The sequence below is a fragment of the Alishewanella sp. BS5-314 genome (genome assembly GCF_025377695.1).
GTDB lineage: Bacteria > Pseudomonadota > Gammaproteobacteria > Enterobacterales > Alteromonadaceae > Alishewanella > Alishewanella aestuarii.
Genome location: NZ_JACEHJ010000001.1, coordinates 694,458 through 710,792, shown reverse-complemented (window position 1 = coordinate 710,792; position 16,335 = coordinate 694,458). Strand labels below are relative to the sequence as shown.

Below are 16,335 nucleotides of genomic sequence, written 5' to 3'. Positions count from 1 at the left end.
TTGAGCGCTGAATTTGTTGCCTCAGGAAAAACACTAAGATGAAAGCTTTACTTCAACCTGGATTTAACCCGCGCTTTAAACGCAGTTCGCTGATGCTGGCCATTGCGGCGGCTGGCATCTTCAGCGGCGCCGTACTGGCGCAGGGCGCCGATGTGCCGCTAACGGTTTCTGTTGTGCAGCTGGATAGCCCGGCTATTCGCGGTCAGCTCAGTGATGATCGTAACGTACTGCTGCAAGGGGCTATTATCCGCCTGGTCGGCACTAACCGTGAAACTACCACTGATCGGCAGGGTCGCTTCCGCTTTGATAACTTAGCCGCCGGTACCTATCAGTTGGAGGTCAGTTATCTTGGTTATGCGGTAAAACAGGTGGATGTGTTGGTGACAGCGGAGCAGGGCGCTGCCCTGACGTTACGTTTCGCCAACAACCAGGTTGAAGTATTAAATATTGTTGGTAGCCGTGATGCACAGTCACGGGCGCTGAATATCCAGCGCGCCTCGGATAACCTGAAATCGGTGGTATCGTCAGACTATCTGGGCCGCTTTCCGGATGATAACGTGGCCGAAGCGATGCAGCGCTTAGTTGGCGCCTCCATTCAGCGTGACCAGGGTGAAGGTAAGTATGTCAACGTACGCGGTGCGCCGCTGGAATTTGCCAACGTCTCTATTGATGGCGTGCAGGTGCCTTCGCCGGATAGCAGCACTCGGGCCGTTGATTTGGACACCATTCCATCAGACATTATCTCCTTGTTAGAGCTGACCAAGGCCATTACCCCGGATATGGACGCCGATGCCATCGCCGGTAATATCAATATCGTGACCCAGGGGGCTTTGGATAGCAAAGGCCGTATTTTACGCGGCAAGGTATCCGGTGGCCGTAATGAAAAAGGCAATGGCGATGCCTATAAACTGAACCTGACCTATGGCGATAAGTTTAACGGTAACGAAAAGGCCGGCTTTTTATTCTCCGGTCAGCATAGCGAAACCAACCGGGTCACTGATAACGTTGAGCATACCTGGATGCAGCTGGATAGTGGCGCCTATGTGCCTCAGGTTACTGAATTTAAAGATTACGAATTAAAACGCATCCGCTCTGGCTTAAGTGGTCGCTTTGATTTGCGGGTAGATGATAATAAGCACTTTTACCTAAGCCATAACTATTCGCGTTTTGAAGACAACGAGTTTAGGGATACCCTGCTGATTGAGTGGGAGCGCCACACAGCAGATTCAACACAGCAGCAAGGGGTGGCCGGGCGTGCGACCTTTGATAAAGAGTTACGGCACCGTACCTTTGTTAACCGGATCAATACTTCGGTAGTGGGCGGCCGTATTGATATGGATACTTTTAGTACTGATTTTCAGCTATCACACTCCTCTGCCAAACAAAGCTATCCAAACCGTGATTATCTAATATACCGCGAGCGCAGCCGTCCGAGACTGGCATATGATTTTAGCAACCCGGATTTACCGACCTTTCAGGTATTAAACAATGCCGGTGAGGTGGTACGCACCGACTTTAACTTTGCGCCTGCTGATATGAACTGGCGTCGTTATGAGCGTCGTACCGGTGGTGCCGAGGAAACCGAGCAGGCTGCCGCATTGAATTTTACCCTGCCAGGACAGTGGCGCAGTGCTTACTCGGAGCTGAAGTTTGGCGTTAAAGCGCGGCTAAAAGAAAAAGAGAATGACGAAAACCGCTTCCGTAACTCGGTAGGCCGCAATGCGCCTACCTTTGCCGAGGCGATTATTGATAAGCAATCACGGCCTTTCGATGGTTTTTATAATAATGGCCCGAAACTACGCCGTGATTTTGTGTCGGTTTATCGAGATATCTTTGAAAATGCCGACTTCCTGGATCGTGGTGCTGCCTCGGTTACCGGCGATTACCAAGCGAAAGAAGATATCTATGCTGCCTACGCCCAGAATAAACTGGATTGGGACAACACCACTGTGTTGTTTGGCGCCAGGGTGGAGCAAACCAAAAATAGTGGTGATGCCTTCGAGTATGATTTGGATACCGACACCGCGACGCTGCAACAAGCCAGCAAGCGTTACACCAAGTTCTTCCCCAGTGCCCATTTACGGCATGAGCTGGACAGCGGCCTGATTATTAAAGCGGCCTATAGCACCGGTATTCGCCGGCCGAATTTCGTCGACTTGGTGCCCTACTTTATCATTGAAGATCGCGAATCTGGCCGCGGTACTGTCGATATCGGCAATATTGAGTTAAAGCCAACCTATGCGCACAACCTGGATCTGACCGGTGAATACTATATGCCGCCGGTGGGGATGATTTCTGCCGGGGTGTTCTACAAGAAGTTATCGGATCCTATTTTTAAAGCGCGTAGCCAGTTCGTCGGCGGCGACTTTGACGGCTTTAATATGGTGCGGCCAGAAAATGGTGACAGCGGTTACCTCTATGGTCTGGAACTGAACTGGCAGCAAACGCTGGACTTCCTGCCAGGTGCCTTAAGTGGCCTGGGCTTTATTGCCAACTACACTCATACCAAGTCGCAAGCGGATCTGCCGTTTGGAATTGGTAAAACCGAGTTAAATGGTACCAGCCGCCATACGGTAAATCTGGCCTTGCAATACGATATTGAAAAGTTTAGCAGCCAGTTAGCCTATAACTACCGCTCTGAATATATCGACGCCTTTGATACCGCTAATCCGGATCTGAATCTGTACTGGGATGGCCGTGGCACCCTGGACTTTAGCGCCAGCTATAAGTTAACCAAGCAGCTGTCGCTGTTTGTCGAGGCCACTAACCTGACCGACAGCAAAGCGATCCGCTATCAGGGCGAGCGCGGCCGGGTGTATGAACATGAGCAATTTGGCCGCGCCTGGCAGCTGGGTGTCAGCGGCAAGTTCTAACCTTTTTGCTAATCGGCTGTTGCAGGTGCCGCCGTCTGGCGGCCCTGCTGTTCGGAGTTTCTATGAAGTTAACCCTATTCAGCTGCGCTATGCTGCTGGTCAGCACCTCGCTGCTGGCTACAACCGAAATGGGCGCGCAGGCCAAACACTATACGATGGTGCCGGAGCAGCTTAGCCGCTATCAGGCGAGCGCTTTTCCGGATCGGATCATCCTGATCCCAACAACACAACCGGCGCATAGCCAAACCGTAAATTGGCGCACCAACACCGGCTTACTGAAGCCAGAGGCGGAAATTGCACTGGCGCAAAGCGGTCCGGGCTTTGTTTGGCAAAGTAGCCGGGTGGCAGCGACTAGCCAGAGCATTCAAACCGAGAATGGTCTGGCGCTGCAACATAGTGTGACTTTTAGCGATCTTAAAGCAGATACCCAGTATCTGTACCGGGTAAAAGGGGCTGGTACCTGGAGTGAATGGCTGCAATTTCGCACCGCAACAGCGGGCTTTGCCCCCTTTTCCTTTATCTATTTTGGTGATGCGCAAAACCACAATAAGTCTCAGGTATCGCGGGTAATGCGCGAAGCGCTGTTAACCCGGCCAAGAGCTAAACTGATGCTGCATGCCGGCGATTTGGTCAGTAGCCGTGAGGGCAACCATGACAACGAGTGGGGCGAGTGGTTTGATGCCCTGGGCTGGGCTGGCGCCATGCTGAACCAGTTTATTACGCCGGGCAATCATGAATATGTTGAGGACGGGCAGGAGCAGCATCATCTGGTGCCGCAGTTCGCGGCCCAGTTTAACGGGCTGCGCAATGGTCCGGCACCGCTGCAGGAAACGGTGTATTACACCGACTATCAGGGCGTACGCTTTATCTCGCTTAATTCAATGGCGGCGCTGCAGGACGAGGCCATGGCAAAGTTACAGGCACAGTGGTTAAAACAGGTGCTTGGCAACAACCCGGCGCGCTGGACAGTGGTCACTTACCATCATCCGATGTTCTCGGTATCCCAGGGCCGCGATAACCCGCTCCTGCGCCAGCACTGGCAGCCGGTACTGGATCAATACCCGGTTGATCTGGTATTGCAGGGCCATGACCATACCTATGGCCGCGTCAGTCAGCAAGCAAGCAATGGTCAGCTGAGCGGTGCGGTGTATATCGTTTCGGTGGCCGGCCCGAAAATGTATCTGAGTAGCGACACATCACGCCAGCGTATGCAGCGCCTGGCGGAAGATACACAGCTATTCCAGCTGATTGATATCACCGAAAACGAGCTGAAATATCAGGCGTTAACCGTGACCGGTGAGCTGTACGATGGTTTTGTGATCCAGAAACAGGGCAAGCAGCGCACCTTAAAAGAAGCTGCTGACCTGCCGGCAACCCGGCTCTGTGGTACGCCCGCAGAGTTAAGAGTGCGGGCCAGCCGCTGCTGGAACAGTACCGAATTTAATTTACCGGCGCTGCCGTTTAATCTTTAAGTGATGAGAGTGCTATGCAAAAAACGCTTTTAACGTTAAGTCTGACCTGGCTATTAACAGCCTGCCAGCCCGTGCAGCAAGCGGCTACACCAACTGGTGAGCAAGCTACCACGACGCCAGTGGCGGAAAGGTTTTTACTGACCAGTAAAACGCCCTATCAGCCGCAGCAAGACTGGCATAGTTACAGTGCTGCGCCAGCGGGCTTTACTGCGGTAGGCCTGCAACATGTGGCGCGCCATGGCTCGCGCTTTTTATCCGGTAAAGGCGACGATATCTTAATGCTTGAGCTACTGGCGCTGGCCGCCGCTGAGCAGGGCTTAACGGTACGTGGTGAGCAGTTGGCAGAGCTGGTGCAGCGGCTGCATCAGGCGCATCAGCCAGATAAGTATGGTGAAATCTCTGCTTTAGGTGTGCAGGAGCAGCAACAAATGGCCCAGCGTTTACTGGCAAGGTTGCCGGGGGTATTTGAGCAGGCCATCGCGCAGCAGCTGCGGATCGAAGTGTTACATTCGGGCCGTGAGCGTGCCGACCAAAGTGGCGATGCCTTTGTGGCAGGATTAACGGCGGAGCTGCCGGCACTTGTACCCTTGCTTGATGCTGCCAGAGCGGATGAAGCTACGCTGTATTTTTATAAAGCCGAGGGCAGTGAAGATTTTGAGCGTTACCGCGAAAGCGATCCGCGGCTAATGCGGGTGATGAAACAACTGGAAGCTGACCCAGCGCGGCAAGATGCCGCCCTGGCGATGTTGTCCAGACTGTTTAGCCCGGCATTTCTTAGTCGCCTGCAGCAGGGTGAGATTGAGCTGACCCTGCCGGACGATGATGACGCTATTCGTAATCCGCTGGATGCGGCCAATGTACTGTTTAGCCTGTACAGCATTGCCAGTAATCTAACGCTGGAAGGTCCGTTTGATTTTGCTGATATCTTGCTGGACGAGCATCTGTTGCCGCTGGCTGAGCTGGATGATGCGGATTCTTTCTATGGCCGTGGCCCGGCGTTTGCCGGCGATGATATTACCTATCGCTTAGCCGGGCGTTTAGTTGCCGATATGCTGGATAAAGCCGAGCAGCCAAACGGCTACGTGGCCAGTATCCGTTTTACTCATGCCCAGGTGTTAATGCCACTGGCGGCCTTTCTTGGCATAGCCGGCGCCAGTGAGCCGCTGCCGGAAAACGTGCTTTACAGCTACCAAAATAGCGACTGGCGCAGTGGGCGGGTAGCACCAATGGCCGCCAACGTGCAATGGGAAGTGTATCGCAATGCTGAGGGGCTAACCCTGATCCGGATGTTACATCACGAGCAGGAAACCGCCTTTGCCGCACACTGTCAGCCCGTTGCCGGTAGCCGCTATTTTTATAGCAGCAGTGAGCTGCGCCGCTGCTTACTCCCCTAAGCCAATACGGAACTATGCACAGCACTCCGGTACGGTACCGGAGTGCTGTGCATAAGTAACAGGAGTTTTCCACAGTTTGCCCGTTTTTACCGCGCATCTGTGTTTGTACTGGTCAGACCGGTACCGGAGTGCGGTGGATAAGTTCATGGAACTGCCACTGAGGTGTCACAAAAAGGTCATGGGGTAGGGATAAAATAAGCAAAGTAGTGGTTACCTCTACTTCCTTCCTGGATGTTTACCCAAGTGGTTTTGGTTGGGGGCAAATGCCCCCAACATTTTTCATTATTTTAATTAAGCGAAATCCTGGCGGGAGCTAAAGCGTTCCGGCTGGCTACTCAGTTCCTGAATGATCTGCGTAATTTCTTCATCTTCCAGTAACACTTCCTGTAAATGCGATGCAATTTGCTGCGGGTCGCAGCCAGCTTCCTTCAATTTAACGGCAAAGTTTTTATGTACTGTCAGTACGAATGGCGAGGTCATATGGCACCTGTTGGGTTAGCTTGGGAGTCATAATTTGGTCAAAAAATGCGCTAACGTCTAATGAAAAAATTCCGCGCTTTGTGCAAAAGTTAAACGAAAAAAGCATTGCATAAAATGCAGTCGATGCCTAATTTAGTGTATCTATCTGAGTGAAGTATCAGCATGAATACAGAGCAGCTCTACACCTTAGCCATGATGCAGCTTTTGCTGGTGTTACTGCTTGCGTCCAGTCGGGTAAAGCCGCCAGCCCCTGATAAGCCTAGTTTAGGTTACCTGCAATTAGCACTGAGTTTTGATGCACTAAGTTGGTTGCTGTATTTGTGGCCGACACAATTATTACTGCTTTTTGGCTCAAGTTTAGCCAGTGCGATCAACTTCTGGTTGCTGTTATTGTTTGCGTTAAGCCGCGCCGGACGACAAGTTAAGTTACTGTATATCGTACCGCCGGTACTACTGCAGGCTCTCCTGTATACGTATTTACAACAAGATGCGGAGCGACTGCAGCTGCACTTGATGACGTTGGTAACTGCAGTGGTCGCATTACCCTCCGCCTGGTTATTCAGTAGGGTTAAAACCAGGCCGACTAAATCAGATTTTATCTATTCGGCTGTAATGTTGTGCTGGTTCCTGATTTGTTTACTGCGTTCCATCTTGGTGGAGTTCTCTCCGGCCTGGGTATTTTCTGGTTATTTGGTTTCGCAACTACTGTGGCCAGGCATTACCGCGGCCTATGGTATTTTTGCTTTAACAGGCTATCTGGAAGAAACACAGCAGCGGTTAGAGGCCGACTCGCACCTTGATCCTTTAACCGGTTTGTTAAACCGCCGTGGTTTACTGCATCGGGCAACAAGTTATTTGGCCTATTTGCAGCGACAACAGCAAAGTGCCGCCATACTGATGCTGGACCTGGATCATTTTAAGCAAGTTAATGACCGCCATGGTCATGATTGCGGCGATCAGGTGTTAATTAAAACGGCTCAGCTGCTACAGCAACTATTACGACAGAGCGATCTGGTTGCCCGTTGGGGCGGAGAAGAGTTTCTTATCATCTTGCCGAATACTGACAAAGCCACGGCAGAACAAATCGCAGGCAGACTATGCACTGCATTTGCCGGGCAAGATTGGCAAAGTTTAGGTTTGGATAAGCTGACAGTGAGTATTGGAGGTGCAGCTCTACACGCTGGCGCATCCTTTGAGCAAGCGCTGTGCGAAGCTGACTTAGTGTTATATCAGGCCAAGCAGCAAGGCCGTAACCAATGGGTATTTCAACCCACCAAATAAACTTATCCACAGCACTCCGGTACCGGTCAGAGGTCAGACCGGTACCGGAGTGCTGTGGATAACTGGGTTAGCGCAGGGCGCCGGCGTGTGCGGCGCCGCGGAATACGGCGTTGATATACAGCAGGTGCATACCATCGACGTAAGCGCGGAAGTTTGGCTCCTGGGTAAAGGCAATCACCTGGCCACGGCCGTGCGACTGCACCATCACCAGCGGTTTATGGGCAATTTGCTGGCGGTTTTCTTCCCACACAAAGCCACCGGCCAGGAGATCTTTAGGGGCGGCGAAATTGACTACATTGCGGCCATCGTTAATCCGTAGCGGCTGGTAAATATGGTTGCCAACATAGAGGCTGCGTACCTGTTCGGCGATACCGGCGGTTAGCCAATGGTTTTGATCAACCACAGCATTGGCAATAAAGCCCGGCACCCAGTCCGGATCGGCCTGATACGGCTTTAACATCTGCTCGAACTCGCGGTATTCCGCCAACACCCGGCCTGGCACTCTTGCTTCGTTGGCAGGTTTTTCCTGCTCGCTGACCTGATACTCGCGCTTGCTGCTCAGTAGTGGCTTATCGCCCTCCAGCAAATAGCTGGTGGCATTGCCAAGGGTGATCAGTACACCGCCACGCTGCACAAACTGGCGTAAATTCTCGCTGCCGACACTACCCAGTGCCTGCTGATAACTGCCACTACCCGTCGCTGGTAAAATCAGCACCTGATAACGGCTCAGATCGGCACTGCGTAGCTGTGCCGGGCGGATCGCTGTGACCGGATAACCGATACCACGCTCCAGCACAAAGCGGGCACTGCCGGCACTGAGCGGATTCGTCGGCTCATCCCACAGCATTGCGACATTAATCTTTGGCACTGCCGGCACATTAAAGGAACCAAAGTTCGGTCCATCCGTTACCCAGCTGTTATCCAGCCCCTGTACCCGGGCGCCGCTTTGCTGCGCCAGTTGTTGTACCTTGGTGGTTAAGTCAGCCGGATTATCGGCACGGCTTAATACCAGGGTGCCGGCTGGGTAACGCTGACCATTCTGATGCGTAAAGGGCAGATCACTGCTGCGTAGCGTTAAACCCTGTTGCAGCGCCGCACTTAAAAAGCGCGCCGCCGCCATATCACCCCAGGGCACCACATAGCCGTAGCGTGCATCCGGGGTACTGACGCTACCGGCGATCAGGGTATCCGGGCCAACCACAGTGGTATTAACCCGCGGTGCCTGATTACAGCGCTGCATCTGAAGGTTATACATCAGCGGTAACGACCAGGCGGTAACATCGTAAATCTGATCCGGCAGGTTATTGGCGCGGCGCTGCTCCTGTTTCTCTAAAAAGGCTTTATCCATCGGCACCGTATCATCGAGCAGGGTGCGCATTAAATGGTAGCTCGGCTGATTGGTGCGAATAAGGTAGCTGCCCGCCTGATAGTCTTTGCCACAGGCACGAAACGCCTGCTGCGCCTGCTCTACTTTAATGCCATGCTGGGTTAGCACGCCCATCAGTTTCTGATGGCCGGCCAGATCGCGCTCGGCAGCAAAAATAAAGCTACGCAGGCCATCTTTTTCGCCCTGTGCCGCCGCAGTTTTGCGGTACTGATAAAAGTTTTGCAGTAAGGTACTGGCCTGCTGGCTGGCGGTTTCCAGCGTGGCTTTAAAGGCGACAAAATTACGCTGAATACCATCGGCAAACGTCAGGATCTGGCCATCCTGCATCCGGTAATGATGGCCGCGTGCCGAGGCCATCTCATAAGTCATCGATACGCTGCCGTAATACAGCGGCCAGCTGGCGCCATAGCCGGGGTAAAAGGCATCGAAAATCTCGCGGGTAAAGTAGTGATAGCCCAGCTCGTCAAACCATTTGGCATTATTCTGGCCCACCTTATTCAGCACCTGGCGCTGGCTGGCCTGAATATGCGGGTTGTAGGGCTCGGCCTCGGGGCTAAAGTAATATCCCATATCGCCGCCCATTTCATGCGAGTCAACAAATAGCAGCGGATACATTTGCTGCAGTGCTCTAACGCGGCTCGCGGTTTCCGGCTGGGTTAACGAAATCCAGTCGCGGTTCATATCAAACAGGTAGTGGTTGGTACGGCCATTCGGCCAGGGCTCGTTCTGCTCGGCCGACAACCGATCCGGCGAATGCTCCAGGCCTACTGTGGCATAGTAGCGGCTGACAAAACGGTGATGGCCATCCGGGTTTTGCAGCGGGTCGATATAGACCAGGGTGTTGCTTAATATTTGCTGGGTCAGGGCGCTTTGGTCAGCCAGCAAATGATACGCCAAGGCCATTGCCGCATCGGCCGGGCTAATTTCGTTGCCGTGCAGGCTACCGGCAATCCAGACACTGGCCGGCAGGCTGGCGATCAGCTGTTTGGCTTCTGGCTCACTCAGGCTTGAGGGCTCTGCAAGTTTACGCATCCCGGCTTCAATTTCGGCCAGCTTGCTGATATTGCTGCTACTGCCAATTACCGCATAAAACAGCGGCCGGCCCTGCCAGCTTTTGCCATAGTGCACCAGCTTAACCTGCTGCGGATAACGGCTGGCCAGTTGCTCGAAAAAGCGGGATATTGCCGCCGGCTCTGAAATGCGCTCGCCAAACTGATGGCCCAGTAATTCCGGCACCGGGCTGATATCCGGCCGGTAATCACTTTGTGGAAAATACGGCACCGGCTGGGCGGTGCTTATGTCAGCAGCTGAGGCAACACAAGGTAAGGCTGCCAAACTGGCAGTGAGCAAGCTGGTATAAAATAAGCGCATAGGTTCCCGCAGAGTTATCGTGTTTTTTGCTTACCTTAGGCGCAGCAGGGCAGCTGCACAAGAGGCCGCACTGTGGATTGCGACCAGTGGTCAATTAAAAACGGCCATGACATCAGAGCAGTGAGCGTTATCACAAGGAACTTGTTACAGCACCATTACTCCAAGTTGCCTCTAACGTCAGTAAACGGAGCAGGCCTATGTTAAAGGTAAAACCGATGGAAAGAATCTTACAAAGCAGCCGTATTCTGGTGCTACTGACGATAGTGGTTTGTGCGGCCGCCGCTTGCTTACTGTATCTGAGCAGTGCGGTGATTGTGTATAACATTATTTGGGAAACTCTAAGCCAACTGCCCGATACCGCCGATCTAGGCAAAAGGCTGGCAGTAAAATTGCTGAAAGTACTGGATACCTTACTAATCGCATTGACCTTTCAGATTATTGCCACCGGCCTGTACCGGCTTTTTCTGGGCGATGTGGAGAATCTCGACAAAGGCTTACTCAAAGCCATGGATATCAAAAACTTCCATGATCTAAAAATTACCCTGATGCAGGTCGCCAGCGTAATAATGGTGATTCTGTTTCTGGAGCAAGCGGTAGAAGTCGGCGCCACGCTGGAAACCCTGTACTTCGGCCTTGCCATCGCCGTAGTGGTGCTGGCCAGTGTGTTTGCGGCGAAGCAGATGCGGCATTCTTAATGTGAGCCGGTAAATTTGCCGGTTAAGATTGCACTGACTGGGCGTAGCTGCTAAAAAGACCTAAAGTAGCAGCGACAACAACGGCTTAGCTATCCTCAATGAGCAAAACTATCGATATCTATCATCAGCAAGCTGAGCTTTTTGCCGCCCAGTATGATGCGCTAAGTTTTGAACAGGTGCATCAGAGTTGGCAACCGTACTGGCCGAAAGAACAATTGGTGCTCGATATCGGTGCTGGCAGTGGCCGGGATGCATTCTGGCTGGCCGCGCAAGGCAATCAGGTTATCGCCGTGGAGCCGGCAGAGGATCTGCGCCGGCTCGGGCAGTTAAAAACCAGTGCCGCGCTGGCTCCCAAAGTGCAATGGCTCTCTGATAGCTTGCCGGAGCTGAAAGCGACCTATCAGCTCAATCTGCGTTTTAATACTATTTTGCTGAGTGCAGTCTGGATGCATATCAGTCCGTCAGAGCGGCAGCGCACCTTTCGAAAAATAGCCAACTTATTGGCCCCCGGCGGCCACTTTATTCTCAGCCTGCGCTATGGCGACTTTAGCGATCATCGGGTTGCCTATCCGGTTTCGGTAGATGAAATCAACGAGCTGGCCAGCAAATTTGGTTTAGTGCTTAAACATCTCTCCGCACGAACTGCCGATGCTGGCGGCCGGGTTGATGTTGCATGGCAGACGCTGGTACTGATGCTACCGGATGACGGTAGTGGCAGCCTGGGTAAAGTGCGGCATATTGTGGTTAACGACAACAAATCCTCGACTTACAAGCTGGCGCTATTACGTACCCTGGTGCGGATCGCCGAGGCGCATCCGGGCGCCGTTATTGACCGGCAAGATGGGCAGGTAGGCATTGCACTGGGTTTAGTCGCATTATATTGGATCCGCTTGTTTAAGCGTCTGGTCGACAGCGATATGCAACAGAACGCTGATCCGGCGAAAGGCTTAGGTTTCGTAAAGCCGGATGGCTGGGGCAAGCTTGCACAACTCACCGCTGATGATTTCGCGATCGGTAACTTTTATACCGGCGAGGAAGCTCAGGCGTTGCAACAACTGTTCGCGGATACGCTTAGCACCATAAAGGCGGGGCCTGTTACCTATATCTGGCAGGGCGATAAAAGTAATACGCTGTTCCGGATGGAGCGCCATAAAGTAGCAAAACGCAGCCATGTATTAATTGATCGCGATTTTCTGGCAAGTTTCGGTTGCTTTGTTTTAAGCGAGGACCTCTGGAATTGCTTCCGCCAGTACGGCTGCTGGATTGAGCCGTTACTGGTTCAGCAATGGATTGCCGAGATGCAAAAGTATCAACGTAATGCTGAACGGCAAATCTCTCTCGAAAGCTACCATAACCAGCTGCGCTGGCTGGATCAGCAGCATGATACCCGACTGGTGCGGCAGAAAGTTGCAGGACTGCGTAGCAGCGGTGCTCAGATATGCAGTGTCTGGAGTGGGGCGCCACTCTATAGTTTTGATATTGACCACTGTGTACCCTTTAGCTATTGGCCAAATAATGATCTGTGGAATTTGCTGCCGGCCAGTCAGGCCGAAAATCGCAAAAAGCGCGATCGGCTACCGAGCCAAAGCCGGATGCAGCATTGTGCCAACCATATTCAGGATTGGTGGCGGCAAGCCTGGCAAACCGATGCGGAACAACAACGTTTTTTTATCGAGGCAGGGTTATCACTGCCAAATATCAGCCCGGGTTGTCGGGATTTCGCGGAAGTGCTACATGCGATGCAACTACAAATGGTCGGTATTAAACAACGGCTGCAAGTCGCTGAATGGTAAATGTAGTCGGACAAAACACTCTTGAAAATAAATCCGCTCCACCCCCTGCCACAACCGTTGCGGATAGCATAAGCTGAATCTAACACAACACTGCTAAGGGTTCAGCGATGCGTGAGTTAATTGAAAAAGCCACCAGTTTGCCGTCGGTGCCAAAAATACTACAAGAATTAATGGCCAGTTTTCAGAGTAACAGCGTGGGTGGCGAGCGTATTGCTACCCTGCTGGCTAATGATCAGGCCATTACCGCCAAGGTACTGCGGCTGGCCAACTCGGCCAAATATGGTGGTCACCGCAAAATCGGTTCGGTGAAGGATGCGGTATTGGTGCTGGGTACCGATACGCTGCGTACCTTAGTATTATCGGTGAGCTTGTCGTCCAGTTTTAAACCGCTGCCAAATTTTGACCTCAACGCCTACTGGCGCTATTCGTTCCGGATGGCGAACCGCTGTAAATATATGGCTAAGCTGTTAAAAGTAGACCCCGAGCTAGCCTATACCTGCGGTTTGCTGCATGGCATAGGTGAATATCTGATCCATGTGGTTAAGCCAGAGCAGGCGGTACTCATTGATCAAGAAGTGGCGCTGGGTAACCGTCGCCGTGAAACTGAGGTGCGGCATCTGGGCTTTGACTTTACCCAGGCCGGTGCCGAGCTGGCGCGCTACTGGCATTTCCCTGACCAGATTGTGCAGGCGATTGCTCATCAATATGCGCCGGCCTATGGCGGCAAGCTCGACCCTTATGCATCGTTGATTATGCTGGGCCGCTATTTGCTGGAGCATGAAAAAGATGTCAAAGCCGAACGTTATGAACTATTTCCGGCCAAGCTGGCGCATGCGCTGCATTTAAAACTGGAAGACGTTTATCGCCATATCGGCCAGATGCCTGACCTGGATGCCGATATCGACGACATGCTCGGTTAAGCCTGAAGCCGGCACTGCCCCCACCGCATCGTGCTGTGCCGGCCGCTCTGTTTTTTCCCCATCACTTTGAGTGCTGCCCTGATCTGGCTCAAGCTTAGCACGACAAAAATACTGGCACTGCCATAGCAGCAGGAGTAGATTAAACTCGATATCGTTTTTGGTGAGTTTTTATGACCGCATCCAAAGCAGTAACCGAAGCCCAGCCAGCCAGTACTTCGAAAACCACTACCCTAAGCCTGAAGCGGGTAGGTATTGATACCTACCGCGAAAACGTGGCCTATTTACACCGCGACTGTGCCATTTACCGCGCCGAGGGTTTTCAGGCGCTGGCAAAGATTGAGGTGCAGGCGCGCGGTAAGCGCATTTTAGCCAGCCTTAATGTGGTAGACGATGCCAGTATTGTCGGCTGTCAGCAGCTCGGCCTGTCGGAAGAGGCCTTTGTTAACCTTGGTGCGCTGGATGGTGAAGCCGTTACGGTATCACCGGCCGAGCCGCCGCATTCTATCCCGGCGCTGCACCGTAAAATTGCCGGTGAACGGCTAAGCCGTGATGACTTTGCCAGCATAGTGCAGGATATTGCCGCTCACCGTTACTCGAAAATTGAACTTACTGCCTTTGTGGTGGCCTGTAATCAGGGCGAGTTAGACCGCGAAGAGGTATTCTTTTTAAGCGATGCCATGAGTAAAGTGGGGCGCCGGCTCGATTGGCAGGAACACCCGGTAGTCGATAAACACTGTATTGGCGGCATTCCGGGGAACCGTACCTCGATGCTGGTGGTGCCGATCGTGGCCGCGCATGGCATGCTATGCCCGAAAACCTCGTCGCGGGCCATTACGTCGCCGGCCGGTACCGCTGATACCATGGAGCTGTTGGCGCGGGTGGAGCTGCCTTTTGACCAGCTGACCGACATTGTACACCGGCACCGCGGCTGTTTAGCCTGGGGTGGCAGTAGTGATTTGTCCCCGGCGGATGATGTGTTAATTTCGGTTGAACGGCCGTTGTCTATCGACTCGCCGGGGCAGATGGTGGCGTCGATTTTGTCGAAAAAAGTCGCTGCCGGCTCCAGCCATTTATTACTGGATATTCCGATTGGCCCTTCGGCCAAGGTGCGCAGCATGCCCGAGGCACAAAAGCTGCGCAAACTGTTTGAGTTTGTTGCCAAACGGATGGGGCTGGCGATCGAGGTGGTGATCACCGATGGCCGGCAGCCGATTGGCAATGGTATCGGCCCGGCGCTGGAAGCCCGCGACGTGATTAGGGTGCTTAAGAATCATCCGCTGGCGCCGAACGATTTACGGCAGAAGTCGCTGCGCTTAGCCGGCAGAATGCTGGAGTTTGACCCGGATGTGCGTGGCGGTGACGGCTTTGCTATCGCCCGCGATATTCTGGATTCCGGTCGGGCCTGGCAAAAAATGCAGGCCATTATGGCGGCGCAGGGTATGAAAGACTTTGACCCGGATAAGCCGCCGCTGTCGCCGTTAAGTTTTGATGTCGCCGCACCGCACAGCGGTACAGTAGTAGAAATCGATAATGTGCAGCTGGCCCGCATCGCCCGCTCGGCCGGTGCGCCACGTGCCAAAGGTTCAGGGGTCGATTTGCTGGTAAAACTAGGTGAGCAGGTGGAACAGGGACAAGCGCTATACCGGGTGTATGCGGCTTACCCCACAGAGTTAGCCTTTGCCCGCCAGGCTTGTCAGCGCAGCCTGGGTTACCGGATTGGCGCCCCTGAGTTGCTGCTGCCACTGCAGTTGGAGTATTAAAGTATGTCGGTATTTGTATTATGCGCACCGGATGAGGTGCAGGCGGCGAACCGTTTAGCCGACGCCGCCGGTTTACCGTTAATCAGTTATCAGTTGCATCATTTTCCCGATGCCGAGTTAAAACTTACCCTGCCGTTTGCTGAAGCCGTACCCCGCGAGCTGGTGCTGTACCGAAGCCTGGATAAGCCTAACGATAAACTGGTGGAGCTGCTGCTGATCGCCCGCCATGCCCGGTCACAGGGCGTGCAGAAAATCTGGCTGGTGGCACCTTATCTGGCTTATATGCGGCAGGATATTGCCTTTAATCCGGGTGAAATTGTCAGCCAGAAAATTATCGGCCAGTTTTTAGCCGAGCTGTTTGATGGCGTTATTACTGTCGATCCGCATCTGCACCGTATCAGTGAATTAAGCGAAGCCATTCCACAAGGTGCGGCGATAGCACTCAGCGGTGCGCCGCGATTAGCCGAGCTGATTGCCAGCAAACATAGCCGGCCGCTGTTAATTGGCCCCGACGCCGAAGCCCTGCAATGGGTGGCGCTGGCGGCTGAACACATTCACTGTGATTATGCAGTCTGTAACAAGGTGCGGCATGGCGATACGCAGGTTGATATTGCCTTACCCGATATCAGGGTGCAGGGTCGCAATGTGGTATTAATGGACGATGTCGCCAGCTCCGGCCGTACCCTGGCGGGCGCCTGTAGCAAGTTATTAGCTGCTGGCGCTGCCTCAGTCGATGTGGCCGTTACCCATGCACTCTTTGCCGGCGATGCGCTCGAGGTGATTAAGGCCGCCGGTGTCGGCGAAGTCTGGAGTACCGATTGTATCGCCCACGCCAGTAATGCCATTAGTATGGCGCCGCTGCTGACAGCGGCGTTACTGCCGTTATTAAGTAAGTCGTAGTATACGAGC

General features: G+C 53.2%; 11 protein-coding genes. 9 read left to right on the top strand and 2 right to left on the bottom strand.

Annotation, left to right across the window (positions count from 1 at the left end; translation table 11 throughout):
- The first annotated feature begins 38 nt into the window (after positions 1–38).
- From H1D31_RS03285 to H1D31_RS03275, 3 genes are all read left to right on the top strand, one after another.
- On the top strand, positions 39–2,873 hold the full coding sequence (locus H1D31_RS03285; RefSeq protein WP_261255996.1) for a TonB-dependent receptor: 2,835 nt from the start codon (positions 39–41) through the stop codon (positions 2,871–2,873).
- A gap of 62 nt (positions 2,874–2,935) precedes the next feature.
- Entirely contained in the window at positions 2,936–4,345 is a 1,410-nt protein-coding gene (locus H1D31_RS03280) for a purple acid phosphatase family protein (RefSeq protein WP_261255994.1), read from the top strand.
- 14 nt (positions 4,346–4,359) lie between these two features.
- A complete protein-coding gene (locus H1D31_RS03275) occupies positions 4,360–5,739 on the top strand; it encodes a histidine phosphatase family protein (RefSeq protein WP_261255992.1) in 1,380 nt (459 codons plus the stop codon).
- A 291-nt stretch (positions 5,740–6,030) separates the two neighbouring features.
- Here H1D31_RS03275 and H1D31_RS03270 read toward each other — a convergent pair whose 3' ends face one another.
- The gene (locus tag H1D31_RS03270) at positions 6,031–6,219 is read right to left on the bottom strand and encodes a hypothetical protein (RefSeq protein WP_261255990.1); all 189 of its coding nucleotides are present in this window, start codon (positions 6,217–6,219) and stop codon (positions 6,031–6,033) included.
- Between the two features lie 162 nt (positions 6,220–6,381).
- Here H1D31_RS03270 and H1D31_RS03265 point away from each other — a divergent pair, with 162 nt between their 5' ends.
- Positions 6,382–7,500 carry a sensor domain-containing diguanylate cyclase gene (locus H1D31_RS03265; RefSeq protein ID WP_261255988.1) on the top strand — a complete coding sequence of 373 codons (1,119 nt, stop codon included), beginning with the start codon at positions 6,382–6,384 and terminating at the stop codon, positions 7,498–7,500.
- 67 nt (positions 7,501–7,567) lie between these two features.
- Here H1D31_RS03265 and H1D31_RS03260 read toward each other — a convergent pair whose 3' ends face one another.
- A complete protein-coding gene (locus tag H1D31_RS03260) occupies positions 7,568–10,258 on the bottom strand; it encodes a M14 family metallopeptidase (RefSeq protein ID WP_261255986.1) in 2,691 nt (896 codons plus the stop codon).
- A gap of 215 nt (positions 10,259–10,473) precedes the next feature.
- On the opposite strand from H1D31_RS03260, the gene H1D31_RS03255 reads away from it, so the two are divergent.
- The 5 genes from H1D31_RS03255 to H1D31_RS03235 all read left to right on the top strand — a co-directional run bounded on the left by H1D31_RS03255 (position 10,474) and on the right by H1D31_RS03235 (position 16,326).
- Complete coding sequence (locus H1D31_RS03255; RefSeq protein ID WP_261255984.1) at positions 10,474–10,953, top strand: YqhA family protein; 480 nt, start codon at positions 10,474–10,476, stop codon at positions 10,951–10,953.
- A 98-nt stretch (positions 10,954–11,051) separates the two neighbouring features.
- Positions 11,052–12,746: a class I SAM-dependent methyltransferase gene (locus H1D31_RS03250; protein ID WP_261255981.1), complete on the top strand. Its 1,695-nt coding sequence runs from the start codon at positions 11,052–11,054 to the stop codon at positions 12,744–12,746.
- A gap of 107 nt (positions 12,747–12,853) precedes the next feature.
- On the top strand, positions 12,854–13,666 hold the full coding sequence (locus H1D31_RS03245; protein ID WP_261255979.1) for an HDOD domain-containing protein: 813 nt from the start codon (positions 12,854–12,856) through the stop codon (positions 13,664–13,666).
- 170 nt (positions 13,667–13,836) lie between these two features.
- The gene (locus H1D31_RS03240) at positions 13,837–15,426 is read left to right on the top strand and encodes a thymidine phosphorylase family protein (protein ID WP_261255977.1); all 1,590 of its coding nucleotides are present in this window, start codon (positions 13,837–13,839) and stop codon (positions 15,424–15,426) included.
- Positions 15,427–15,429: 3 nt separating this feature from the next.
- Positions 15,430–16,326: a ribose-phosphate diphosphokinase gene (locus H1D31_RS03235; RefSeq protein WP_261255975.1), complete on the top strand. Its 897-nt coding sequence runs from the start codon at positions 15,430–15,432 to the stop codon at positions 16,324–16,326.
- Positions 16,327–16,335: the final 9 nt, after the last annotated feature.